Below are 23358 nucleotides of genomic sequence, written 5' to 3'. Positions count from 1 at the left end.
CGCTTATCGTTTCGCGCCGGCGCCGTCGGACAATAAGTCTTTTCCAAGCCAGCGGATGTATATCATGGAAATGATGGCGACACAAAGAAAGACAATCACAGCCAGCGCCGATCCCGCGCCGAAATTCGTCTGCGAGAACATGACTTTATACGCTAAAATCGAAATCGTCTCCGTCGAGTTCGCCGGCCCTCCGCCGGTTAAGACGTAAATCAGGTCGAACACGCGGAACGCATCGAGCGTGCGGAACAACAATGCGACTAAAATGCTTGATTTTAACAGAGGCAGCGTGATTTGGGTGAATTGCTGCCATTTGGTAGCCCCGTCGATCGAGGCGGCTTCATACAACGAACTCGGAATCGTTTGCAGCCCGGCCAGCAGCAAAAGCGCCATATAAGGGGTTGTCTTCCATACATCGGCAAAAATGACCGCAAACATCGCCCCCGCTTCCGTCGTCAACAAATCCCCCATCCGGTCGACAAGGCCGACCGTTTCGAAATATTTGGCGACAATGCCGTTTTGTCCATCATATAAAAATTTCCACATCAGCGCCGATACGGCAGTCGGAATCGCCCACGGAATCAAAATCGTCGCCCGCACCACCCCTCGTCCAAAAAAGGCCTTATTGATGAGCAACGCAATTCCGAGCCCTAACACTAGCTCAATGGCGACCGACACCACCGTAAAGAACGTCGTATTCCATAACGCCTTCCATAAGCGCATGTCGCTGAAGCTGTCCTTATAATGCTTGAGGCCGACAAAGTTCGGCTCGATCACGACCCCTTCGAGCCCTTCGGCCAAGCCGACGACTTTATCCGCCTGCTGCAGTTCGCCCGCTTTTTTCATCTCCTTCAGCGCTCGGACGACATCATGAACCGTGTCGGTCAGCCGCTCGGCCGTCTGTTTGTCCAGCTCGGCGATCTTCAGCTCATCGCTTGGCGTCTCGAAATTGTCGAGCACTTCGTTCACTTTGTCATATTGCTTCGCCACTTGATCGTTGGAACGGATCGCCTCGTCCAGTTTCGCGAGTTTTTGTTCGATTTGCGCCAACGTTTGTTTCGTTTGTCCATCCGCAGCCGCCATTTCCTGCTTAAGAGCGCTTTTGAGGAACGGATAGTTTTGTAGATATCCTTCCAGATCGAGGCTGTAACTCCAGTGAATCGACGATTTGGTCGGGTCGTTGAGCCGATAGTCGAACAAGCTGTAATAAAAGGACTGGATGACAGGCCAAATGGCAATCGCCAAAATGAGCAGCATGGCCGGCGCGACAAGCGAATAGCCTAATAGGCGCTCCATTCGCTTTTCATTCCTCATCGCTGTTCTCTCCCTTCTGCTTGGAAAAGGATATTAGCCTTCAGCACCGGGCAGATGGCGGCCTGAAGGCTAATGAACCGAAAATGGTCAAACAAAATTGCGTTCTTTGTTTGGCTGATGGGGCATTGGCCGGCGTTGGCCGGATTCGGATCGGCTGCGGCGCGCCGGCCCAGTCATTCGCCTTACTTATTCAAGGCTGCTTTCATTTCTTTTTCCATATTGGCCACAGCTTGTTCGACCGTCAGCTCCCCGGCCAGCGCTTTGGATACGTTAATTTGGATGATTTCCGAAATTTCCGGGTAGTTCGGGACGACCGGGCGCGGCACAGCGGCGTTCAACGCATTGACAAATCCTTCTTCCGCAAAGAACGGATTGGCTTTTAAGACATCCGGATCTTTAAACAATTCCGGAAGCGTTGGCGCTAAACCGCCATAAATCGCAGAAATTTTTTGCCCCTCCGGCCCCGTCATAAATTTGACAAATTCCCATGCTTCTTTCGGATGTTTCGAATATTTGTTAATGGCGGTCATCCAGCCGCCCAGCGCAGCAGCCGACCCTTTGTCGCCGGCTGGAAGCGGCGCGACGCCGACTTTGCCAACGATTTTCGATTGCTCTTGATCGTTGGCTAAAGCGTACTGGTATGGCCAGTTGCGGATAAACGGCGACTGCCCTTCAATGAACGCGGTATGGGATTCCGGTTCCATAAACGTTGTCACGTTGCTCGGCACGACATCCGATTGAACGATTTCGACCATTTTTTTCAAACCTTTAATAGCTTCGGGACTGTTGACGACGACGTTGCCGTTTTCGTCGACAATTTTCCCTCCATACGAAGCGATAAATTCTACCGCGTTGCAGACGAGCCCCTCATACTGCTTGGCCTGCATCAAATAACCGAACTTCGTGCCGCCTTTTCCTTTCAGCTCTTTTGCCGTCTTTAACAATTCATCCCATGTTTTCGGCACTTTCTCCTCAGGCACGAGGTCGGTGCGATAAAACAGCATACCGGTGTCAATAAATTTCGGCATTGCCCATTGCTTGCCATTAAAGTTGCCGGCCGCAAGCGCCCCTTGGTTGTATTTGCTGAGGTCAATGCCGTCTTTCTCAATAAAACGGTCGAGCGGCAGCGTATAACCCGCTTGTGCAAACTCCGCCGGCCAAATGACGTCAAGATCCATGACATCGATTTCCGATGACTGCGCATTTAACATCGTAACGTAAGCATCATGCTGCTTCCCGGTGTCAGCCGGCATTTCACGAAATTCAACATTGATGTTCGGATGCGCTTTTTCGAACGCTTCGATGATTTTTTCGGTCGCTTTCGTCGAATCTTGGCCGCGGGCATAGACAATTTTCACTTTTTCCGACTCGCCCGTGTTTCCTGCTTCTTTTTTGCTGTCTTGGCCCGTCTGGCTCTCGCTTTGGCCGCCGGAGCATGCCGCGAGCCCCATCGTAAGCGCTAACAAAAGCGCGGATGATTTCAAAACTTTTTTCATCTTTGTTTCTCCCCCTTTGCCTTTGTTTGAGTTGTCCAATCGTCAATTCACTTCTCGCATCAATGCGGCTTCGAACTGACGAACCACCTCCTTGATGAAACATCTACCGCTTTCCGCCTAGGCAACCATGGCTTCTTGTCTATACAACGATGCTTTGTAATCGATTACATCAAAGTGTCACATTCCCCTCGTTTTGCCGCCCCTTGCCGCCCCTTGCCGCCGCTGCCGCAGCTAGGGGCAAGGAACGCTTGGCGCGCCCAGCTTTTCCGCCAACGCCACCTGTCTAGGTCGCGCGCGCCTTCCGACTTTTTCGGATAAATTTTCTATGTAATCGATTACAAAATTATCTTACCTTGTTGCAAAATCGCTCGTCAAGTCCCTAAATTCTTTTTTTATCTTGCCAACAAAGAAAAAGGGGCTGAAACGCCATTATATGGTAAAATGAATGAGAAGCAGGACCCCTACAACAAGGCTTTTCTAATTGGGAAATGACATGGTAAAGCCGTATCCACGATGAAATCACCAGCCTCCTAGAAGGCCGGTGAAAAACGGTTGTTCCTTTTGAGCAATGGGGGATCGTTTGAAAGGTAATCCTGATGCGACAAGACTTTTCTATTTGAGAAATGGTCTTGATAAGCGGCTTGTCCCCTTAAATCACCGGTCTCCTAGATACATGCCCGAAGTATGCCAAAATATGCCTCTCGTCCCTTTGATCTATCAAGGGATGAGAGGCATTTTGTTTGTCTAGCCACTCTCGAACTCGGGGTCAAGCTTGTTGTTTGGTTTTACCTTCTGCTAGCTTTTTCTGATAATACTCGTAAAACAAAGGATTTCGAGGAGTTTTACTGCTTTTACAAATATGTATTTGTTGAACAGCCAAGTTATAAAAGATAGTGTATAATTTCCTGTTTCCTTGTTTGCTTTTCTGAATAGTTTCCTTGCTGCGCGAACCCATTCTGACAGGGGCTATACCTGCATATCTTGCGAGTTTGTCGGAATTAGTGAAACGATGAATATGTTGTACTACAAAGGGAGTTATTCGGCACTACACACCCTATAAAAAGGAGCTGACCCAAAAGGTTGTCTGCCTTCAAGATAGGCACAACATATAGTGTGGTAGAAGCAGTCAGTACGTATATATAGCAACGAAAGAGGGTATCCCAATCCTTTTGGGACACCCCGTTTAAATTTATGCATTGTGTAACACATTTTTTGCAGCTTCGCTATTTGGCATTATTTTTAATATTTCTTGAGCAATTGCTTTCGCTTCTTCTTTACTAATTAACTTTTCTGGAATTTCATGGAATAACAACAAATGTTCTTTCAAGCTAACATCTTCAGGGCTTAATTCAACTGCTCTTTTAGCATGGTATAATGCACTTGCGTAAGCGTCTGGTAAATGACAAAATGCAGTACTTAATAACTCTGAAGCTAAGTAATGATAATATGCAGTCTCATTATTATTTATCAAATAACAGACAAATGAATAAGCACTTATACTCTCTTCATCAAATCCTAATTCAAGAACAACTTGCTCTAAAGCATTTCTATCTTCACTCTCAATATATTCTTTTGCTTTTTGAAAATCACCCGTTGTTATTAATTGCTTTATCTTTTCCTTCATAGTTATTTCACCCACGCATCAGATATTCTTATTGTTCCATCAGGTAGTTTTTTGTATGTCACCTGCACCAATTGTTCATTAACCATTTTAACTCTAGAAGAAACAGATTTATAAGGTATGTCTGCACCATTATGCATTACATCGATGATAATTTCTTTTATTTTCCCCCAATTCTTATCAGGTACAAGTTTTTCCCATTGATGATTAGATTTTTTACTTCCATTTATAATATGCTTTATCTGATTACTGTTAAGTTTCTCTATTGCATCGTGTACTTTAGAAGAAGGCAATAGCTTAACTTTACCCGTACCCTTAGCAAGCCTCTCAGCTTCGTCCGTCCCCTTAACCGCTTTCTCCGAGACCCGTTCGCCCCGGCTCATTCGCTGGTACAGTTCGTTCGCGTGTTGGACGAAGTGGGAGCTTCCTGTTGTCGCTAAAGTGGCTCCATGAGCGGCTCCGGCAACAGCGATGGCAGTGGCTGGAGCTCCGATCGCCGCTCCTACTCCCGTGCCGCTAAGGGCGATCCCGGCTGCGGCTAAAGGGATGGACCCGGCTGTTTCGACTACTCCGGCTACAGTCGATACCGCGTGTCCTGTCATTTGTCCCCATTCGTAGGCGACGGGATGCGGACTGTGATAAGGACGGTGTGCCAGATTGTATGTCACGTCCTGTAAAGCCGCCTCTCCCGCTCCTCTCACAAACTCCACTGTGCTTTCAATGGGGTGTTTGGTCAATCCATGCCATGATTTTTCTGCATTCTTCGCTACTTGCCGAGCCGTTTGTTCGACTTTTTCTCCTGCATGTATTATATCATGAACGGTTTGTTTCGCGATATGCTCTGCTTTCTGTTCTATTTTGTGTGCGCCGCGATCAGCGGTTTTCGCTAAAGCTTTGATTTCGTGTCCGAGTTTGTGCTCTATGTGGTGAGCCGCTCGATGAATCGCCTTCTCGGCCTTTTTTACATCGTGGGCCACATGCTGTACAGCTTGTTCCGCTTTCTTTTCTGCATGCTGAAATACTTCCTTGGCCTTATGGCCGATATGCCCCGCGTCTTTCGCTACTTCTTTGGCTGCGTGTTCAACTCTCTTTTCAATCTGATGCACCGCTTGATGCACGGTCTTCTCGGCTTTTTTCACATTGTGCGTTGCATGTTTGACCACTTGTTCCGCTTTCTTTTCCGCGTGATGAAACGCTTCTTTCGCTTTTTGGCTGATGTGCACCACATCTCTCTTTACTTCTTTGGCCGCGTGTTCGACTGTCTTTTCAACTTGATGCACCGCCTGATGCACGGCCTTCTCGGCTTTTTTCACATTGTGCGTCGCATGTTTGACCACTTGTTCTGCTTTCTTTTCCGCGTGATGAAACGCTTCTCTCGCTTCGCGGCTGATGTGCACGACATCTTTCTTTACTTCTTTGGCCGGCATCAACGTCCGTTGCTTTGGTTCACGATCCAAGCCTATCACACGAGTCTCGTCTTAAAGTTTTTCTACCGGTAACCTTGACGGGTATGGGCTGAAACGCCCCCTCTATCACTTCCCGTAACCGGTGACCCCTGTCCGGCCTTTCCCCGAAACGAGCGGCGCGCGCCCGGTTTTTATACCTCGACCACCTTTCCTTCCTCAACGACATGATACAGCAAATGCGCCAAATGGTGAATCGGACCGTATTCCTCTTCGCCGTCTTCCGTCATTTCCTCTTCTTCCGCGAATTCGAGGTCGTTTAAGTAGAGCGCCATAAACTCATAAAAGTCTTTCAGCTCAAAGCTGTAGCACGCGCTTGGGTCTTCGCTATCTTCTTCGTATTGAAGCATTAAATACGACACGTTACCTTCGCGATCCTCGGCATCGAAAAAGACAAAATAGCCGATGTTCGTGTCAAGATCAAACAAATGCCGCGTTCCGCCTTCGGTCGCCTTGTCAAAATCCTCTTGGCTCAACTTGCCGACGTTCATCGCTTCCACATCATCTTCACGGTGAAACTGGACCGTAAACGTTTTCAACGTCATTCCCTCCTCCAAAAATGCTTAATGAATACGTTTTGGACAGCCGCTCGAGCAGTTTCACCCCGGCTAGACTGTTCCCTTTGTCGTCAAGCGCCGGGCCGAAAATGCCGATGCCGCACCGCCCGGGCACGGCGGCGAGAATGCCGCCCGAGACGCCGCTTTTCGCCGGAATGCCGACCTTGATGGCAAATTCACCCGACGCATTGTACATGCCGCACGTGACCATGAACGTTTTACAAATGCGGGCGACATCGAGCGGCATGAGCGGCTTGCCCGAATGCGGATCGCGCCCGTCAAGCGCGAACACCAAGCCGATGCGCGCCAAGTCAACGCACGTCATTTCGATGGCGCACTGCTTCGTGTACAAGTCGATCAACTCTTCAACGTCTTCATCAATAATGCCGTGTTGCTTCAAAAAATAGCAAAGCGACCGGTTTAAAAACGCGGTTGCAAATTCGGAGCGGGCCACTTCGTCGGAGTACGAGATGTGTTCGTTGCCAGCAAGACGGCGGACAAACGCCAACAACCGGTTCAGCCGTTCGGGCACCGAGCCGCCTTCAATCATCGACGTGACGACAAGCGCGCCGGCGTTAATCATCGGATTCAGCGGCTTGGCCGGTTTTTCCTCTAACTTGGCAATGGAATGAAACGGATAATCCGTCGGCTCCATGCCAACTTTGCGGAACACTTCATCTTCTCCGTGATCCATCAACACAAGGGCGAGGGCAAGAATTTTGGAAATGCTTTGCAGCGTTACTTTCACCGTCACATCGCCGGCGCTTACTACTTCGCCGTCCGGGGTGTAAACGGCGACTGACAGTTCATTCGGATTCGCTTTGGCTAGAGCGGGAATATAATCGGCCACTTTGCCATAGCAGGCGTACGGCTTCGCTTCTTCGACAAAGCGGGCCAGTTCTTCTTGATTGTACACAAGCATCACCGATCGTTAGTATCGCCTATTTTTTCCGTTTCTATGCCCAAACGGTTCACTAACGGGAGCGCTTTGCCCTCGCCAAGCGGACCGCCGGCAAATAACGGCCCTGCTCCCCTCAAGTTGCCTCCGCTGTTTGAACAACAGCCGTTTTTCTTGTTCCCCTCCGCAAATATGTTTCTCAAATCGATCGCAAATCCGGGAAAGGGGGGGGGACAGGAATCGTCTCATCGCGAACATACATCCCTTGATGGCGGAATCTCCTTTCTTCGAGCACATAGACATCCATCGTCTTTCTCCAACAACCTCGTTGTAGGCAAAGGAGAACGGTTTCAAGTATAATAAAAAAGAGGTGAGGAGCATGCAAGAAGCCATCAACATGTCCCCGTCCCCGTCATGGGAACATCAAATCGTTTGCGACAATCTTGTTTCCATGATCAAAGGAAAAAGTCCATGCCAACTTTCAATGGCATCTTTTTCTGCCTTCATGAAAAATTAGCCATTGATCTTATCCTGTTTTTCTTGTATAATGAAGTATGTCTGACCAACCTCTTCGGGATGTAGCTCAGCTTGGTAGAGCACACGCATGGGGTGCGTGGGGTCGCAGGTTCAAATCCTGTCATCCCGATCGAAGGAAACCAGCCGAAAAACATCCGGCTGGTTTTTTTGTTCTCTCACCCATTTCCTTCTCGTAACGCCGTTTTTCCCTATGAAATCAACCCGATCTGCCTTCCTGCCCAAGCGATACGGTCAACAGCCACATCAACATCTTCTGCCGTCATGGCGGCGGTGATAGAAAAGCGAATGCGCGCCGTTCCCTCAGGGACGGTCGGCGGCCGGATGGCGATGGCGGCAAGGCCCGCTTCCTGCAGCGACTCGCTCATCGCCACAGCTTGGTCGTTCGGACCGACGATCACGGGAACGATCGGCGTCTCGCTGCCGCCGGTGTCAAAGCCGAGCTGTGTCAGTTTCGTGCGGAACCGTTCACTGAAGGCGTGCAGCCGCTCGCGCCGCTCCGGCTCGGATTGGACGATACGAATGGCCGCTTCATTGGCAGCAAGGACAGCAGGCGGCAAGGCGGTCGTAAAAATGAAGCTGCGAGCGCTGTTTATCAAGTAGTCGATCAGCCACGGCTCGCCGGTGACATACGCTCCGAAGCTGCCGAGCGCTTTGCTGAAAGTGCCGATGGCGATCACATCTTCTTCTTTCTCGAGCCCGAAATGACAAAGCAGCCCTTCGCCGTTCGGCCCAAACACCCCGCCGCTGTGCGCTTCATCGACAATCAATATCGCGCGGTAGCGCCGTTTCAACTCGACAAGCTCCGATAATGGCGCCAGATCGCCGTCCATGCTAAAAACAGCATCGGTGACGATCCATTTTCGTTTGCCCGGCGGAGATTGCCTTAATAATGCTTCCAACTGATTGACGTCATTATGTCGATAGCGGAAACAGGTGGCTTTGCTCAGGCGAATCCCGTCAATTAAGCTTGCATGGTTCCACTCGTCGCTAAAGACGAGATCATCGCGGCGAATGAGCGCCGTCAGCACACCGATATTCGCGGTATAACCGCTGTTGAAAATGAGCGCAGCCTCCGCTTGTTTCCACTGTTTCAACGCGGCTTCGGCCCGCTCATAGAGCGGATGGTTGCCGACGACGAGCCGCGATGCCCCTGCCCCAGCCCCGTATCTTTGCATCGCCTCGCAGCCCGCTTCAATGAGCCGCTGGTCATCCGCCAACCCTAAATAATTATTGGACGCTAAATTTAACATTGGCTTTCCGTTCAGGATGACCGAAGCGCCTGAGGTTTGTGCTCGGCGCAGCTGGCGCTTTTGCGCTTTTTGTTCCCATTCGTGCAGTTTGGCGATTAGTTCGGTTTTCATCCCTATCCCCCTTATATGTAAACTTTTTATAAAAAATAGTTTACATTAAAAACCGCGAATCGGCTAGGAAAAGATGGTCAGTTTCGCTTGTTGATTATTTAGCACATAGTTCTGTTAATTATTGATTTCCACCCTCGACTCCATGCATAGTCCAACCGCAGACATGTCATACTATACGTGTTATCGGCAAAAAAGGAGGTATTAGAAATGGATGTCCGTCGGGCGCAAGAGATCGCCTCATCACCGGTGATGGCGAACGTCACATACAACGGCCAGCGCATTTACATTGAGCATGTCGACCAGCAAAAAGGAATGGCAACAATCCATCCGCTTGACAATCCGAATCAAAAACAAAGCGTACCGGTCGCCAGCTTAGAGGAGCATTCGTCATAAAAAACGCGGGAGAAAGGGATCGTCCTTTCTCCCGCGTGTTTGTTAATCGAAAGTCCGCCGTTTGCCTGCAGAGACTCAGGTTTTTCGATTTCCTGAAAACCGAGCACATCCGTATAAAACGCCCGCGCCTCATCCTCAGCGCCAAATGGCATGCAAATTTGCACATGATCAAGCTGTTTGTTTGATACGAATCATCGTTCCTCTCCCCCCTGTGCGAACGCCGGTTTGATCCGGCGGATGAACGAAACCGCCGCAACCGCCCAAATGAGCAGCCCGCCTTCGATCATCCAAATGTTGGTGACGGCTTTCGCTTGATAAAGCGCCGGTAAGACGTCCATCGCCACATGAAGCAAAATCGCGTACAGGACATAGCGGAACCGGCGCTGGCGAACGCCAAGCAAAACGAGGAGCGACAGCGCCACATGCACCGCCAAAGCAAACAATCGTTCTATGCCACCAACCACATACATCGCCAACGGCGTGTGCAGCACTTGTTCCTTGATCAGCTCCGCCTGCCCGATGGAAAGCGATGGGGCAATCGTTTTGTCGAAGACGCCTGTTCGGATTAAAATCAGAAGCACAATCGTGTTCACAGCGCCAAACACGCCAAGCAGCACTGCTTCCACCCCGCCGTGCCCAAGCCCGAATGACAGGCCGTCGCCATACGTCCGGTTTTGTTTCAACAGCCAGCGAAACCCGACATAACGGCCGATTTCCTCAAACACGCCGGCAGCCAGCGCGGCGTACAACACAAAGAGCCAAACGTTGTCTGTCCCTTTCAGCGCCGGCCGTCCCGGTTCAAGGACAGCGATGTGAAGCGCTTTTTCCAACACTTGTGAAAACATAAGAAACATCAGCGCACCGATGCCGAGCGCTTTCCACGAAAGCCATCCTTTTTTTCTTCCGTACCATATGAGACCAACTGGAACCAACAGTGAAATGGCGAGCTGCACCGCCACACCGATCATTCCTATGACCTCTCCCCCTCCCGCTTATTTATGAACGATTACGTTGTTCTTGCTGCTCATAAAGAAACGATCGAATGATGAGATACAAATTGCCGACAACGATGACACGATCGTCAGCCGACTAACGTTCATCATGTCCCTCCCCCTTTTCGACAAAATCGTAAAACCAGCGAAGCAAATCTTGAAACACCGTCGTGTTCAGAGAGTAGTAGATATGCTGTCCCTCGCGCCGGTCTTGCACCAAATCAGCCTGCTTGAGAATTTTCAAATGATGCGATACGCTTGGCTTTTGCATAGCAAAATGCGAAGCGATTTCTCCTGCCGTCAGCTCTCCTGCCCGCAGCAACGTTAAAATCTTCCGGCGCGTCGGATCAGCAATCGCTTTAAACGCTTCGTTGAACGACAATGGTCATCCCACCTTGTGAACGATGTTTCGATGCGTCTTACGGAGTTAGGAAGACACCGGAAGAGCGTCGGCGTTGCCTCGTATGGGCCAATGTGAACAAGTTTTCATACATGCATACGTATATAGTTAGATAGTTAGGAAAACATCTAAGTATCCGATAAACAATTTTCTATTAATCAAAGAATATTCCATTGTCATTCGACTGTCAATGCCTTTTCCCGTTTTCCCCGTAGATATCAGTGGAAAGGTGGGCGCGCAGCTAGGCGCCCCCGAATCGATGGTAACGTGGGGTTTAGCCCACTGACTTTCTTTAAAATGCGAAGACGAGAAGAAACGGCAGGAAGCAGTCATTATTTGTTGTCTTCCCACTGACTTTCGTTAAAACCTTGCCGGCCAAGCGGCGAGCAAGCGCTCGCTTTTTTCACCATCAGTTCGCCTGTTCATTGCCGCAAATTCTCCACCATGGTCCCCCTTTTTTCTGGGCGCGCATACAATGGCCATAAACGGTCTTTACGGAAAAAGGAGATGGAGACTATGGCCATTAGTAACGGAACCCAATATATCGAGCGCATTGATAATCTTCGGTCGAATGTATGGATCAACGGCGCTCAGGTCGAGGGAAAGCTGTCGGAACACCCGGCTTTTGCCGGCGTGATGCGAAGCCAAGCGCGCTTATATGACGCCCAGCACGATCCAAACAAACAGCCGGTGCTGACGTTCCGCACATCGACGGGGGAGCTGGCCGGCGCGGCGTTTTTGCGGCCGACGACAAAAGACGATCTCGAACACCGGCGCTTGGCGTTCCAAGAATGGGCGCGCTTGACAGCGGGGATGATGGGGCGATCTCCCGACTACATGAACACCGCTGTGATGGCGCTCGCTTCCGCGGCCGATTTTTTCGGGCAGCAACACCCGTCCTACGCCGAACATATTGAACGCCTCTATGAGCGGGCGATCAACAACGACTTGTCATTCACCCATACGTTTGTCAACCCGCAAGTGAACCGTTCCCTCGGCTATATGGAAGAAGACGGCGAGCCGATCGCCGCCAAAGTGATCCGCGAAACGACAGACGGACTTGTCATCAAAGGCGCGCGCCTGCTCGCCACTCAAGGCGGCATGACGGACGAACTTCTCGTTTTGCCGGCCGGCGGGACGCTTCTTGGCGATGAATACATGTACGCGTTTTCGATTCCGAGCAACACGCCGGGGTTGAAGTTCATCTGCCGCCCTTCTTTTGCCGCTGGCGCCTCTTCGTTTGACGCCCCGCTCAGCGCGCACTTTGATGAAATCGACGCCGTTGTCGTATTTGATGATGTGCTCGTTCCGTGGGATCGGATCTTTTTCTACAAAAACGCATGGATGGCCAAAGAGCTGGATGAAGAAACCCATTTGGCCATTATGCTGCTGCACCAAGTGCTGGCGCGGCGCATCGTAAAAACTGAATTTTTCCTTGGAACGGTGGAGCTGCTCAGCGAATCCATCCAAATTGGCGGATACCAGCATGTGCAAGAAAAAATCGGGGAAATCGCCGCCGCCCTTGAAGCGCTGCGGGGGATGCTTCTCGCCGCCGAGCTCCACGCGAAACCGGACCGGCGCGGCACCATGGTGCCCGATCCTGCCCCGCTTTACGCTGCCGCCTTTTTGTATCCGCGCTTGTACCCGCGCTTTGCCGACATCGTTCAGCTGCTTGGCGCCAGCGGGCTTGTCTGCCTGCCGACGGAAGCAGACTTTTCTTCCCCGCTCCGCCCGGATTTGGACCGGTATTTGCAGGCAGCGACGCTTCCAGCCGAACAGCGGGTGCAGCTGTTCCGCTTCGCCTGGGATCTGGCGATGAGCGCCTTCGGGACGCGGCAGACGCTGTACGAACGGTTTTTCTTCGGCGATCCAGCCCGGTTTGCAACAACTTTTTACCATCGCTGCGACCGGGAAGCATGCGCCCAAATGGTGCGACGGTTTTTAGACAGCGAACAACGTTGACAAAACGGCAACAACCACCGCACCGGGCTGGCCGAAACGCCCGCCTTTTCTTCAAAGAGGCGGGAGATCATCAAGCGTTCCGTCCAGAAAAAAGGTGTCCCGCCTCTTTCGGGACACCCTCATGCGAATGGACACGTGATCGATCACATCGTCCGCTGACGGTCGGGAAACAACAAGCTGAACAGCACCCCGGCCGCCAGCGCAATGGCAAACGTCGTAAATCGTGAACTGATGATGGCCTCAAGCGGCGAGGAAATCCAGATAACCGTGCTGAAAAACCCAGCCAGAATCGTGGCGATGACGCCGATACCGGAATACCGCTTCCAGAAGAAAGAGAGCAAAATCGCCGGTGACAACGTGCAGCCGATTCCAGCCCATGCCCAACTGACAATGAAATACACAAGCGACTCGGATGTTATCGCCAGCACCAAACCGAGCAGTCCAGCGATGACCACCACCGCGCGGGAAAGCGCGACAAGCTGCTTTTCCGACAGACGAAGGCGCAAAGAACGCCGGGCAATGTCTTCGCTAATGGCGCTCGTGATCACCAGCAGCTGCGAATCGGCCGTTGTCACGATGGCGGCCAAAATGCCCGACAGCAATACCCCCGCGAGCCACGGCGGCAACAAATCGAGCGCCATATGCGGCAATACCGTTTCCACGTCGGGAAAGGAATGGCCCTGATAAAGGGCAATCGCCGCAAGACCGATGCAAAACGCGCCGCCATAGGCCAGCAGCGTCCAAATGATCGCCACCGTTTTGGCCGTTTTCGCCTCGCGGGCGTCTTTCAACGCCATGAAGCGGACGCTCAGCTGCGGCTGTCCACCCAGATAGCCGAAAAACCAAGCAAAATTGTTAAACAACAATAGCCCAAGCGCAACACCGGTCACTCCCCCCGTCCATGAATCAAGGCCCGGCTTCGCGTGATGAAGCGCTTCACTGATCGACAAGCCACCACTATAAATTTCCACGAACGCCACAATGGGTAAAATCACGAGCGTCGCCAGCATGAGCATACTTTGAATCATATCCGTCCAAACGACACTGACGAACCCACCGGTGTATGACAAGATAATGACAATCGCCACACTGATGACCATGCCAAGCTGCGGATCGATATGAAACACGGCAAACAGTGTCTTGCCCGCTCCGGCAATTTGCGCGCTAAAATAAAACATCATAAAGCTAAAAATAAGGACGGTCGCAAGCCATAAAATCGTTTGCCCGTGCGCGCCGAACCGTTTCGCCAAATAGCCGGGCAACGTCAGCGCACCGTACCGCTCCGCCTCTTGACGAAACCGGTCGGCCAAAAAAAGCCAAGCGCAGACGATGCCAATGATAATGCCCACCGCCACCCAAATCGCAGAAAGACCGCTCGCAAACACAAACCCCGTGTAGCCAAGCAACAGCCACGCCGATTCTCCTGTCGCCCGCTCAGAAAAAGCGAGCGCCCAACCCGGAAGCTTTTTTCCGCCAAGCAAGAAATCGCTATGGCTCATCTCTTTTTTTCCATACCAATAACCAAGCGCCGCCATCACAAGACAATACAGCACGAGCTCCGCTAAGATGACGCCATTCATCGTTTCTCCCCCTCGTGATCTTGTTCATCTCACGACACCGCCGCCCGCCGTTTCCCCCGTAAAAAACCGGCATTGCCATCGAACGAAGACGACAATGCCGGTACAGCCAAGAAAAGTGCAGCTTCTGAATTATTTGGTTCATTACTATCATTATGATGATGAGAAGCGGTTTATGCTGAAATTCTTGCTCCACTCGTTGTCACCTTTCCCTCTCGCTGTTCAAAAAGTTGCAAAAAACAACGTTATGTAATAAAGTGGACTTGACACCAAAAAAAGGAGTGAACGATATGGATCGCTGGGAAAACGAGCTAAACAAATACGCTGAATTGGCCGTGAAAGTCGGCGTCAACATTCAGCCTGGGCAGACGCTGTTCGTCAACGCCCCGCTCGAGGCGGCGCCGCTCGTCCGCAAAATCGCCAAAACGGCGTACGAAACCGGGGCGAAACACGTGTATGTCGAGTGGAACGATGAGGCGCTTACATACATCAAATTTCATCACGCCCCTGAGGAAGCGTTTTCCGAATATCCGATGTGGCGGGCCAAAGCGATGGAAGAGCTCGTCGAACAAGGAGCGGCCTTTTTGTCGATTTACGCCCCGAACCCGGACTTATTGAAAGACGTCGATCCGAAGCGGATCGCGACCGCCAATAAAACAGCGGCCCAAGCGCTCGCCAACTACCGGAGCGCCATCATGGCCGACCGGAACTGTTGGTCGCTCCTGTCCGTCCCGACGGCCGCATGGGCGCGAAAAGTATTTGGCGATCTGCGTGATGAAGAAGCCATCGACAAATTATGGGAAGCGATTTTCCGCATCGTCCGCGTCGACCAGGAGGACCCGATCGCGGCTTGGCGCGAACATAACGATCGGCTCGCCCGCATCGTCGCTTACTTAAACAACAAGCAATACAAACAGCTCGTTTACGAAGCGCCGGGCACCAACATCACGGTCGAGCTCGTCGACGGACACGTTTGGCACGGCGGCGCCGCGACCAGCCAAACCGGAGTGCGCTTCAACCCGAACATGCCGACCGAGGAAGTGTTTACGATGCCGCATAAAGACGGCGTCAACGGCACCGTCCGCAACACGAAGCCGCTCAATTACAACGGCAACGTCATCGATGGGTTTACGCTGACCTTTAAAGACGGTCAAGTCGTCGACTTCAGCGCCGAAGAAGGATATGAGACGCTCAAGCATTTGCTTGACACCGATGACGGGGCGCGCCGCCTCGGCGAAGTCGCCCTCGTGCCGCATCAGTCGCCCGTATCGCTGTCCAATCTCATTTTTTACAACACGCTGTTTGACGAAAACGCCGCTTGCCATTTTGCGCTTGGCAAAGCGTACCCGACGAACATCGAAAACGGCGCGGCGCTGTCCAAAGAAGAGCTTGACCGCCGCGGCGTCAACGACAGCCTCGTCCACGTCGACTTTATGATCGGCTCGGCCGAACTGAACATCGACGGCGTCACGAAAGACGGCAAGCGCGAACCGATTTTCCGCCGCGGCAACTGGGCGTTCGAATTGTCGTAAGCTGGTTTCCCTTCACTCGAAAAGGCCGGTGAAAAACGGTTGATTCCCCTCATTAATGGGAGAGCGTGTGAAAAGCAGGACCGATGCATCAGGTTTTTTCTAGTTGAGAAATGCCATTGCAAAGCCGTATCTAGGATTAAATCACCGCCTTCTAAAAGGCTGGTGAAAAACGGTTGATTCCCTTCATTAATGGGAACGAAAAGCACGATCGATGCAATAAAGTATTTCTCATTGAGAAATAACATCGTCAAGCCGTACCCATGATGAAATCACCGGCCTCCTAAGCCATCAGGCTGCGTCCAACAGGCGGGCAGACCCGACCGTTGGTGCAGCCTGATTCGATTCCAGCACGGATTCACATGCAACGATCAAAGCGAACCGATAGGGTTGTTTATATCTTGCCGCAAATGCACAGCGGCCGATGCCGCCTGCGCCAGTTGCTCGCATTGCCGCAAACGAATGCTAAAGAGAACGAGCGGGTCGCGGTACGCCTCCGGATGGGTGCGCATCTGTTTTAATTCTCTTTCTTGGGCGACCGTTTCGAGCTCCAACCGTTCCAACGTTTCATTTAAAACGGCGGATGGCGCTTGGAAAAACCGAGCCATATCGCGCTCAAGCGATTTGGCAAACCATGCAAACGGCATCAGCAACTGCTGGGCGACCGTTTCCGCCACATCGCTATAATCTTGCGTTTGCATCCACTGTCGATACCTTTGCGCGAGCATCGCCTTATTTTGCGGAAACGCACCGAGCAGTTTGCCCGCCCCTTTCAACAGCAGCTGACTTGGCGTTCTCCGCAAAAACACGTTCACCTTATCTATTTGTACTCCGTTGATCAACCGATCCGTATCGCGCCGCCAATCGGCGAGAAGGCGAAAATCGCATTCAAGCTTCAGCCGTTCCTCGCCAAACATGGCATTCAATCCTTCGGCCATTTCATATAAAAACGCTTGGCATTCATTGAATTCTTCCTCGGCTCCAGCAATCCACTCGTTTAGAGCACAATGCAACCGCGGCAGCACCTCGCCGTCGATATAGGCGCGAATCCGCTCGTTCACCCGCTCATTCAACTCAAGGTGAAGACGGGCAAAATCGCTGTCGTCGTCCACGAAGTCAGCCGCTTGGCGCAACATGTCGGGAATCGCCGTTGCCAAAGCCGTCCGCGTCTCTTCCAACACCGCGCGGAACGATTTGACGATCCTCGCCGTCTTTTCTTCTTGCTGATCACCGAGCTGATGAATCGCCCCGTTCAGCTTGGCCGCCATCTCTTTTTTCCAGACAATCGACTCGGCCAACCGGCTTTCCGCCTCCGCTCGCTGCCGGAACAAATGAGCAATGAACTGGCGGATCGTCGCTAATAGCGCCGTTTCCCGACGCTCTATCGACCGATGACGGCCCAATTCGCCGAGCCAGTCAACGAGCGTTTGCTGCTGGCTGCGGCTTGGGGCATGCGGCGAATAAACGATGACATTGGCTTCCGGAACAACCGTGCGGATATGCGCCTCTATTTCCCGAACAATACTCATTGTCTCCTGCTCATCGACCATCCCGTCTCCTGGAGGAAGCAAAAAGTGAATCGGCGCCTGCGGAATCCGTTCGCGCAGCTGGAATACCAGCTGCTCATCAACACTGGAAAACGGATCGTCTCCGTTTAGAAGAAAAAGAACGCTATCGGCAAGCGCAATAGAGATCAGCGCCTCATGGTCGAAGGAAGCGCGCCCGCCAAGCGGACCGATATCGAGCAAGGAAACTCCCTGCGGCAAAAGGGAAAACGGAGCTGTGCATTCAATGACCGCATCATCGGGGAACCGGCTTCCGCGACCTCCTGATGCTTGTTGAAACTCTTCAATGTTTGAGAAAACCGTAAACTGTTCATCGCTGATTTTCACTATTTCGGCTTCTTCCCCGTGTTTCCACACGAGCACCGGGGCAGATGGCGCCGCCAGCGCCGCCTCACCAACCAGCGTCCGCAAAAACGCCAACCGCTCATGGCGCGACGCCCCGGCAATCAACACGCAATGTCCTTGCGCATCCGCTAGGCGCCGCATGAGCCAGCGAAATCGGAAATGAGCCCCCGCCCGCTGCGCTTCTGCCCATTCGGCCATTTCTTCAAACAGGGCTAGCGCTGCTTCCCGTGTTTTTCCTCTTGTTCCCATAAGCCGCTTGGCCGCATCACGAATGATGTCTTCGGCAAACGCCTCGGGAACTTTCTCGCTCCACGCCAACAAGGCAGCCGCAGCCACCGCCGCCGCGGAACCTTCCGCCATATTCACCCAGCTTTTTAACAGCGGCGGGATCACTTCCACGAGCTCTTTCCATCGATACGGTCCTTTCATTAACCCTTCGTACGCCTCGGCCAAAAGAGCAGGAATCCTCTTCCACTCATAGTCTCGACCTAGCGCCAACTCATCATCGAGGCGATTCCACTCCGCGAGCCACGAAAAATAGAGATCTCCATCTCGATAACCGTTCCATAGCGCCTGCACAAGCCGCTCAAACTTTACGCGATCCGTTTCATACAACAGCGCTAGGCAGCGTGAAAACCGCGCCGGCGCCATCGTCCGCGCATGTCCTTGTTCCACATAACCGGTCAAAATGTCTGCCCAGCGCCGCGATGAAGTCCGCACCGCCTCCCCCAAAGCGAGCTCAATGGCGCTTTCCCAATCACCTTGCTCCTCGAAAAAGGCGCGCGCCCATTCGGTCATGTTCGGATAATCCGGATACAACGTCACGCCGCGCTTGACCATTTCATCTGCCTTTTCTGTTTCCCCCAACTCGCGATAGAGGGAAAACAAACACAAAATGAGCTCCGCTTGAAGCGTCTCACTTTCCGTCTCGACCGAACGGTACAGCTCCTCAGCCATTCTTAGCTGCCCGAGCTCATAGTAGCTGTCCGCCATGTTCTTTTGCGCCCATGGGCGCAGCTCGTTATGAACGTTTTCCCACTTAAAAATGGCGGCCTCATAATCGCGGCGATGAAAATAGACTTCCCCTTGGGCAAAGCGAATGGACGATAGATCCGCGCCATCGCGGTGCGCGGCGAAAAAAACGTCGCCGAGCGCGCCAACCACATCGCCCTCCCCTTCGTCAATTAGCGTTTCATAAAACGTTTTATGAACAAGCCGTTGTTCAAACTCCATGTCCATCACCCGACTTACTGATTTGCCATGCATGTTCATTGTATGGCTTGTTTGGTCATTTTATTTCTATCCTATACATTTTAACAAACTTTCACGACCATGAACGTTTCAATTTGTTTTCATTTGCAAGACAAAAAGCTTCTGCGGTTGCGGTAAACGAGAAATTTGAATTCAGGCCCAAATCAAACTGCCTGTCTCCCAAAATTATTAGTTCAAGGATGAATGGCATGTTCGTCTATCCCGTACCAAAAGGCGGAGCGATCCGCCTTTTCTCTTTCCAGTATTCCGTGAAAAGGCCGCACTGGCGCGTGATGTTCAGCCCTGGATGGAGGGAAAACGCTGCCCGTTGAATTTTCTGTGAAAATGCTGAACTGACGCGGATTTTCATCCCCGGGTGGAGGGCAGATCACGCTGCCCATGGAAATTTTCCGTTCCACCTAACCTATGTTGATCCCTATGAAACTGAAGAAACCGCTTGAAGAGATAGGGATAAAAAGGAGGCTTCGCAAAGCGGGTAGGCTTAACATTATTCTAATCTGTAACATTACACATTCTTTAATAATTTACTAGCTATTTCAATAAACTCTTTACCATCTTCGTATGGAAAATATCGCATACTATTTTCATGCACTAGTTCCTCTATTTTTTTCCATGTCTCAAGATCTTTATTATTATATATTTGTTCTAACTTTTGAATTTCCTGTTTTAGAGCTTTTGGTACCCATTTAGGTTCTTCATTAAGAAATTCTAAAAATTTATCTTCTAATTTTGCATCGAAAAATGTCTGATTATAATATGAATCGAAAAAATACTGGAGGGTCTCAAACTCTTTTCTTATATCCATCTCTTACACCTCTTACTTTCGTTTTTTTACCTATTTCATATGGAATTTGTGTGGAAGAACGGATATAATATTCTTGAGAGGGTGAGGTTGGCGGTAACCTTCCCCCCTCGTTAGCTTATCGCTTTTTTGTTTCTTACGCTTGCACTTCGCGACCATTTCCTCAATCTCTAGCGCTGTTTTGATTAATGTCGCGAGAGCTGCAAGCGTAAAAATATTCTGATTGCAACGATATTCATTCCGTATCACCTCTTGCTTTTTTGTTCATTCCAAGAAAGTGGGCGCTCTCTTCCGTTTTTTGTTTGATATATTTCCGTAGTTCTGGACGATTCTCGCCACCATGATAGTATGAACTCATCCTGAATTTGCACGTCTTCGTCCCGTTCAATTTAACATCCAAGTCGTGCAAAATCTGATGTGCATACACTAGGCCAACGCAAATGCTCCTTTGTTTTTTCATCAAGCGGAGTAATTTGCTCACGAAGATATTGCCTTATTCTCCCCGTCTCTTTAATAAATTCCGGCATTTTAGCCTGTCTTTGTTTAACTTCCTCTTTTGCTTTCCTGTATGCACCCTTTTCACCCTGCCTAAAAAGCGTAATAGCCGTACAAGATTTTTTCGGATTCTATCGTTTTTTCGGGATTCCCAAAAAATGAAAAATGACCGCATTTGCGGTCATATCAAGGGTTTCAGCACTGTTAACCCGAACCAATCGTATGTAAGTGGCGTCCCAGGAGAGACTCGAACTCCCGACCGACGGCTTAGAAGGCCGCTGCTCTATCCTACTGAGCTACTGGGACATAACCAAGATGACACTCTAATCTTCATCGCTGCCCCTTCCTCTACCAGCTCACACAAAGAAGCACGATGCGTCGGGGCAACTCGCAGCCCATTCGAGGATGTCTCGCTCGTTGCTCTATCTCGCTGAGCTGCGGGAATGCAATGCAAGTGATGGCCTGACATCCTTCACCGTTTCTTTAAATAAAGAAAAGCGGGTGATGGGAATCGAACCCACGACTTCAGCTTGGGAAGCTGAGGTTTTACCATTAAACTACACCCGCATGATTTCATTAATTTGTCCTCACAACCAAGAGGAAGGGTTGCAATAAAAATATAATCATTAACAGTTATTTTGTCAATACCTTTTTACAAAGTTGATCGGACGCGCTCGAGAGGATTCGAACCCCTAACCTTCTGATCCGTAGTCAGATGCTCTATCCAATTGAGCTACGAGCGCATCATTGAGAGCGGAAGACGGGACTCGAACCCGCGACCCCCACCTTGGCAAGGTGGTGTTCTACCACTGAACTACTTCCGCATCATGAGAGAAATTCATTCCTTCAAAACTAGATAACCGTCGGAAGAAGCCGCGCTTCGTACTGTCTAGCTCCGGCCGCCATCGGCTCGCGACGCTTCGGTCCTGCTATGGCGGCATAGCCTCCTCGCAGACCCTCCAGCGCGTTTCGCCGATCGGCGGGGTCCTCCACTTTTCTAGGTTAAGCCCTCGATCGATTAGTATCCGTCAGCTCCACGTGTCGCCACGCTTCCACCTCGGACCTATCGACCTCGTCATCTTCGAGGGATCTTACTCGCCTAACGCGATGGGAAATCTCATCTTGAGGGGGGCTTCACGCTTAGATGCTTTCAGCGCTTATCCCGTCCGCACATAGCTACCCAGCGGTGCCCCTGGCGGGACAACTGGTACACCAGCGGTGCGTCCATCCCGGTCCTCTCGTACTAAGGACAGCTCCTCGCAAATTTCCTACGCCCGCGACGGATAGGGACCGAACTGTCTCACGACGTTCTGAACCCAGCTCGCGTACCGCTTTAATGGGCGAACAGCCCAACCCTTGGGACCGACTACAGCCCCAGGATGCGATGAGCCGACATCGAGGTGCCAAACCTCCCCGTCGATGTGGACTCTTGGGGGAGATCAGCCTGTTATCCCCGGGGTAGCTTTTATCCGTTGAGCGATGGCCCTTCCATGCGGAACCACCGGATCACTAAGCCCGACTTTCGTCCCTGCTCGACCTGTCCGTCTCGCAGTCAAGCTCCCTTGTGCCTTTGCACTCTCCGAATGATTTCCAACCATTCTGAGGGAACCTTTGGGCGCCTCCGTTACCTTTTGGGAGGCGACCGCCCCAGTCAAACTGCCCACCTGACACTGTCTCCCACCCCGCTGAAGGGGTGCGGGTTAGAATTTCAATACCGCTAGGGTGGTATCCCACCGGCGCCTCCACCGAAGCTGGCGCTCCGGCTTCTTAGGCTCCCACCTATCCTGTACAAGCGATACCAAAATTCCATATCAGGCTGCAGTAAAGCTCCACGGGGTCTTTCCGTCCTGTCGCGGGGAACCTGCATCTTCACAGGTAGTATAATTTCACCGGGTCTCTCGTTGAGACAGCGCCCAAGTCGTTACACCTTTCGTGCGGGTCGGAACTTACCCGACAAGGAATTTCGCTACCTTAGGACCGTTATAGTTACGGCCGCCGTTTACTGGGGCTTCGGTTCGCACCTTCGCTTCCGCTCAGCGCTCCCCTTAACCTTCCAGCACCGGGCAGGTGTCAGCCCCTATACGTCGCCTTTCGGCTTCGCAGAGACCTGTGTTTTTGATAAACAGTCGCTTGGGCCTTTTCACTGCGGCTCTTCCAGGCTCTTCACCCGAAAGAGCACCCCTTCTCCCGAAGTTACGGGGTCATTTTGCCGAGTTCCTTAACGAGAGTTCTCCCGCGCGCCTTAGGATTCTCTCCTCGCCTACCTGTGTCGGTTTGCGGTACGGGCACCTCTTCCCTCGCTAGAGGCTTTTCTTGGCAGTGTGAAATCGGGGACTTCCGGATGACTCCGTCGCCATCACAGCTTGGCCTTCCGGCCAGCGGATTTGCCTACTGGCCAGCCTCACTGCTTGGACAGGCTCTTCCAGCCGCCTGCTCGCCCTATCCTCCTGCGTCCCCCCATCGCTCCAACGGGAAGGAGGTGGTACAGGAATCTCCACCTGTTGCCCATCACCTACGCCTTTCGGCCTCGGCTTAGGTCCCGACTAACCCTGAGCGGACGAACCTTCCTCAGGAACCCTTAGGCTTTCGGCGCAGAGGATTCTCACCTCTGTTTTCGCTACTCATACCGGCATTCTCACTTCTAAGCGCTCCACCAGTCCTTCCGGTCTGGCTTCTCTGCCCTTAGAACGCTCCCCTACCGATGACCAACGGTCATCCCGCAGCTTCGGCGGCACGTTTAGCCCCGGTACATTTTCGGCGCAGAGTCACTCGACCAGTGAGC

15 protein-coding genes, 5 tRNA genes, 1 rRNA gene and 2 pseudogenes (1 of these 23 running past the window's edge) are annotated in these 23358 nt (G+C 51.6%); 4 read left to right on the top strand and 19 right to left on the bottom strand.

The window, feature by feature from the left end:
• Positions 1-3: 3 nt before the first annotated feature.
• From NST29_RS07750 to glsA, 7 genes and pseudogenes are all read right to left on the bottom strand, one after another.
• Positions 4-1311, bottom strand: a complete 1308-nt coding sequence (locus NST29_RS07750; RefSeq protein WP_339232891.1) for a sugar ABC transporter permease — start codon at positions 1309-1311, stop codon at positions 4-6.
• A 182-nt stretch (positions 1312-1493) separates the two neighbouring features.
• Entirely contained in the window at positions 1494-2807 is a 1314-nt protein-coding gene (locus tag NST29_RS07745; RefSeq protein WP_339232890.1) for an ABC transporter substrate-binding protein, read from the bottom strand.
• A 769-nt stretch (positions 2808-3576) separates the two neighbouring features.
• Positions 3577-3822 (bottom strand): annotated as a pseudogene (locus NST29_RS07740) (transposase); the annotation flags it as partial.
• 174 nt (positions 3823-3996) lie between these two features.
• On the bottom strand, positions 3997-4431 hold the full coding sequence (locus NST29_RS07735) for a hypothetical protein (protein ID WP_033018600.1): 435 nt from the start codon (positions 4429-4431) through the stop codon (positions 3997-3999).
• Positions 4432-4433: 2 nt separating this feature from the next.
• The gene (locus NST29_RS07730) at positions 4434-5855 is read right to left on the bottom strand and encodes a polymorphic toxin type 35 domain-containing protein (RefSeq protein ID WP_339232889.1); all 1422 of its coding nucleotides are present in this window, start codon (positions 5853-5855) and stop codon (positions 4434-4436) included.
• Between the two features lie 170 nt (positions 5856-6025).
• Positions 6026-6430 carry a hypothetical protein gene (locus NST29_RS07725; protein WP_033018624.1) on the bottom strand — a complete coding sequence of 135 codons (405 nt, stop codon included), beginning with the start codon at positions 6428-6430 and terminating at the stop codon, positions 6026-6028.
• Positions 6399-7370 (bottom strand): glutaminase A, encoded by a 972-nt coding sequence (gene glsA, locus NST29_RS07720; protein ID WP_051985055.1) that lies wholly within the window; start codon positions 7368-7370, stop codon positions 6399-6401. Before glsA ends, NST29_RS07725 begins: the two co-directional genes overlap by 32 nt.
• 548 nt (positions 7371-7918) lie before the next feature.
• Here glsA and NST29_RS07715 point away from each other — a divergent pair.
• Positions 7919-7992: transfer RNA gene (locus NST29_RS07715), tRNA-Pro, on the top strand.
• A gap of 79 nt (positions 7993-8071) precedes the next feature.
• Here NST29_RS07715 and bioF read toward each other — a convergent pair.
• Positions 8072-9244 (bottom strand): 8-amino-7-oxononanoate synthase, encoded by a 1173-nt coding sequence (gene bioF, locus NST29_RS07710; protein ID WP_033018627.1) that lies wholly within the window; start codon positions 9242-9244, stop codon positions 8072-8074.
• 207 nt (positions 9245-9451) lie between these two features.
• Between bioF and NST29_RS07705 the strand changes: the two genes are divergently transcribed.
• Entirely contained in the window at positions 9452-9637 is a 186-nt protein-coding gene (locus tag NST29_RS07705) for a small acid-soluble spore protein H (protein ID WP_031408827.1), read from the top strand.
• A 50-nt stretch (positions 9638-9687) separates the two neighbouring features.
• Here NST29_RS07705 and NST29_RS07700 read toward each other — a convergent pair.
• The 3 genes and pseudogenes from NST29_RS07700 to NST29_RS07690 all read right to left on the bottom strand — a co-directional run.
• Positions 9688-9789: pseudogene (locus tag NST29_RS07700) on the bottom strand (glyoxalase); the annotation flags it as partial.
• A 39-nt stretch (positions 9790-9828) separates the two neighbouring features.
• Positions 9829-10611 carry a YhfC family intramembrane metalloprotease gene (locus NST29_RS07695; RefSeq protein ID WP_081917006.1) on the bottom strand — a complete coding sequence of 261 codons (783 nt, stop codon included), beginning with the start codon at positions 10609-10611 and terminating at the stop codon, positions 9829-9831.
• 115 nt (positions 10612-10726) lie between these two features.
• On the bottom strand, positions 10727-11011 hold the full coding sequence (locus NST29_RS07690) for an autorepressor SdpR family transcription factor (RefSeq protein WP_033018629.1): 285 nt from the start codon (positions 11009-11011) through the stop codon (positions 10727-10729).
• A gap of 534 nt (positions 11012-11545) precedes the next feature.
• On the opposite strand from NST29_RS07690, the gene hpaB reads away from it, so the two are divergent.
• Complete coding sequence (gene hpaB, locus NST29_RS07685) at positions 11546-12991, top strand: 4-hydroxyphenylacetate 3-monooxygenase, oxygenase component (RefSeq protein ID WP_033018630.1); 1446 nt, start codon at positions 11546-11548, stop codon at positions 12989-12991.
• 143 nt (positions 12992-13134) lie between these two features.
• Here the strand turns inward: hpaB and NST29_RS07680 are convergent, their stop codons facing one another.
• Entirely contained in the window at positions 13135-14571 is a 1437-nt protein-coding gene (locus NST29_RS07680) for a sodium/proline symporter (RefSeq protein ID WP_033018631.1), read from the bottom strand.
• A 287-nt stretch (positions 14572-14858) separates the two neighbouring features.
• On the opposite strand from NST29_RS07680, the gene NST29_RS07675 reads away from it, so the two are divergent.
• Positions 14859-16100 carry an aminopeptidase gene (locus NST29_RS07675; RefSeq protein WP_033018632.1) on the top strand — a complete coding sequence of 414 codons (1242 nt, stop codon included), beginning with the start codon at positions 14859-14861 and terminating at the stop codon, positions 16098-16100.
• A gap of 368 nt (positions 16101-16468) precedes the next feature.
• Here NST29_RS07675 and NST29_RS07670 read toward each other — a convergent pair whose 3' ends face one another.
• The 7 genes from NST29_RS07670 to NST29_RS07640 all read right to left on the bottom strand — a co-directional run.
• Positions 16469-19279 (bottom strand): tetratricopeptide repeat protein, encoded by a 2811-nt coding sequence (locus NST29_RS07670; protein WP_033018633.1) that lies wholly within the window; start codon positions 19277-19279, stop codon positions 16469-16471.
• 505 nt (positions 19280-19784) lie between these two features.
• Entirely contained in the window at positions 19785-20084 is a 300-nt protein-coding gene (locus NST29_RS07665) for a contact-dependent growth inhibition system immunity protein (protein WP_033018634.1), read from the bottom strand.
• Between the two features lie 721 nt (positions 20085-20805).
• Positions 20806-20882, bottom strand: a tRNA-Arg gene (locus NST29_RS07660).
• A gap of 190 nt (positions 20883-21072) precedes the next feature.
• Positions 21073-21143, bottom strand: a tRNA-Gly gene (locus tag NST29_RS07655).
• Positions 21144-21245: 102 nt separating this feature from the next.
• Positions 21246-21319, bottom strand: a tRNA-Arg gene (locus NST29_RS07650).
• Positions 21320-21328: 9 nt separating this feature from the next.
• Positions 21329-21400 (bottom strand) — tRNA-Gly (locus NST29_RS07645).
• Between the two features lie 174 nt (positions 21401-21574).
• Positions 21575-23358, bottom strand: a 23S ribosomal RNA gene (locus NST29_RS07640) (it continues 1146 nt past the right edge of the window).

Source organism: Geobacillus sp. FSL W8-0026 (assembly GCF_037966255.1).
Classification (GTDB): Bacteria; Bacillota; Bacilli; order Bacillales; family Anoxybacillaceae; genus Geobacillus; species Geobacillus icigianus.
This window is presented reverse-complemented; position numbering and strand designations above follow the sequence as displayed.

Excerpts from the sequence above, each read along its gene's own strand:
- NST29_RS07750 (WP_339232891.1), bottom strand. The coding sequence starts at position 1,311 with ATGAGGAATGAAAAGCGAATGGAGCGCCTATTAGGCTATTCGCTTGTC.
- NST29_RS07745 (WP_339232890.1), bottom strand. The coding sequence starts at position 2,807 with ATGAAAAAAGTTTTGAAATCATCCGCGCTTTTGTTAGCGCTTACGATG.
- NST29_RS07735 (WP_033018600.1), bottom strand. The coding sequence starts at position 4,431 with ATGAAGGAAAAGATAAAGCAATTAATAACAACGGGTGATTTTCAAAAA.
- NST29_RS07730 (WP_339232889.1), bottom strand. The coding sequence starts at position 5,855 with ATGCCGGCCAAAGAAGTAAAGAAAGATGTCGTGCACATCAGCCGCGAA.
- glsA (WP_051985055.1), bottom strand. The coding sequence starts at position 7,370 with ATGCTTGTGTACAATCAAGAAGAACTGGCCCGCTTTGTCGAAGAAGCG.
- bioF (WP_033018627.1), bottom strand. The coding sequence starts at position 9,244 with ATGAAAACCGAACTAATCGCCAAACTGCACGAATGGGAACAAAAAGCG.
- NST29_RS07705 (WP_031408827.1), top strand. The coding sequence starts at position 9,452 with ATGGATGTCCGTCGGGCGCAAGAGATCGCCTCATCACCGGTGATGGCG.
- hpaB (WP_033018630.1), top strand. The coding sequence starts at position 11,546 with ATGGCCATTAGTAACGGAACCCAATATATCGAGCGCATTGATAATCTT.
- NST29_RS07680 (WP_033018631.1), bottom strand. The coding sequence starts at position 14,571 with ATGAATGGCGTCATCTTAGCGGAGCTCGTGCTGTATTGTCTTGTGATG.
- NST29_RS07675 (WP_033018632.1), top strand. The coding sequence starts at position 14,859 with ATGGATCGCTGGGAAAACGAGCTAAACAAATACGCTGAATTGGCCGTG.
- NST29_RS07670 (WP_033018633.1), bottom strand. The coding sequence starts at position 19,279 with ATGAACATGCATGGCAAATCAGTAAGTCGGGTGATGGACATGGAGTTT.
- NST29_RS07665 (WP_033018634.1), bottom strand. The coding sequence starts at position 20,084 with ATGGATATAAGAAAAGAGTTTGAGACCCTCCAGTATTTTTTCGATTCA.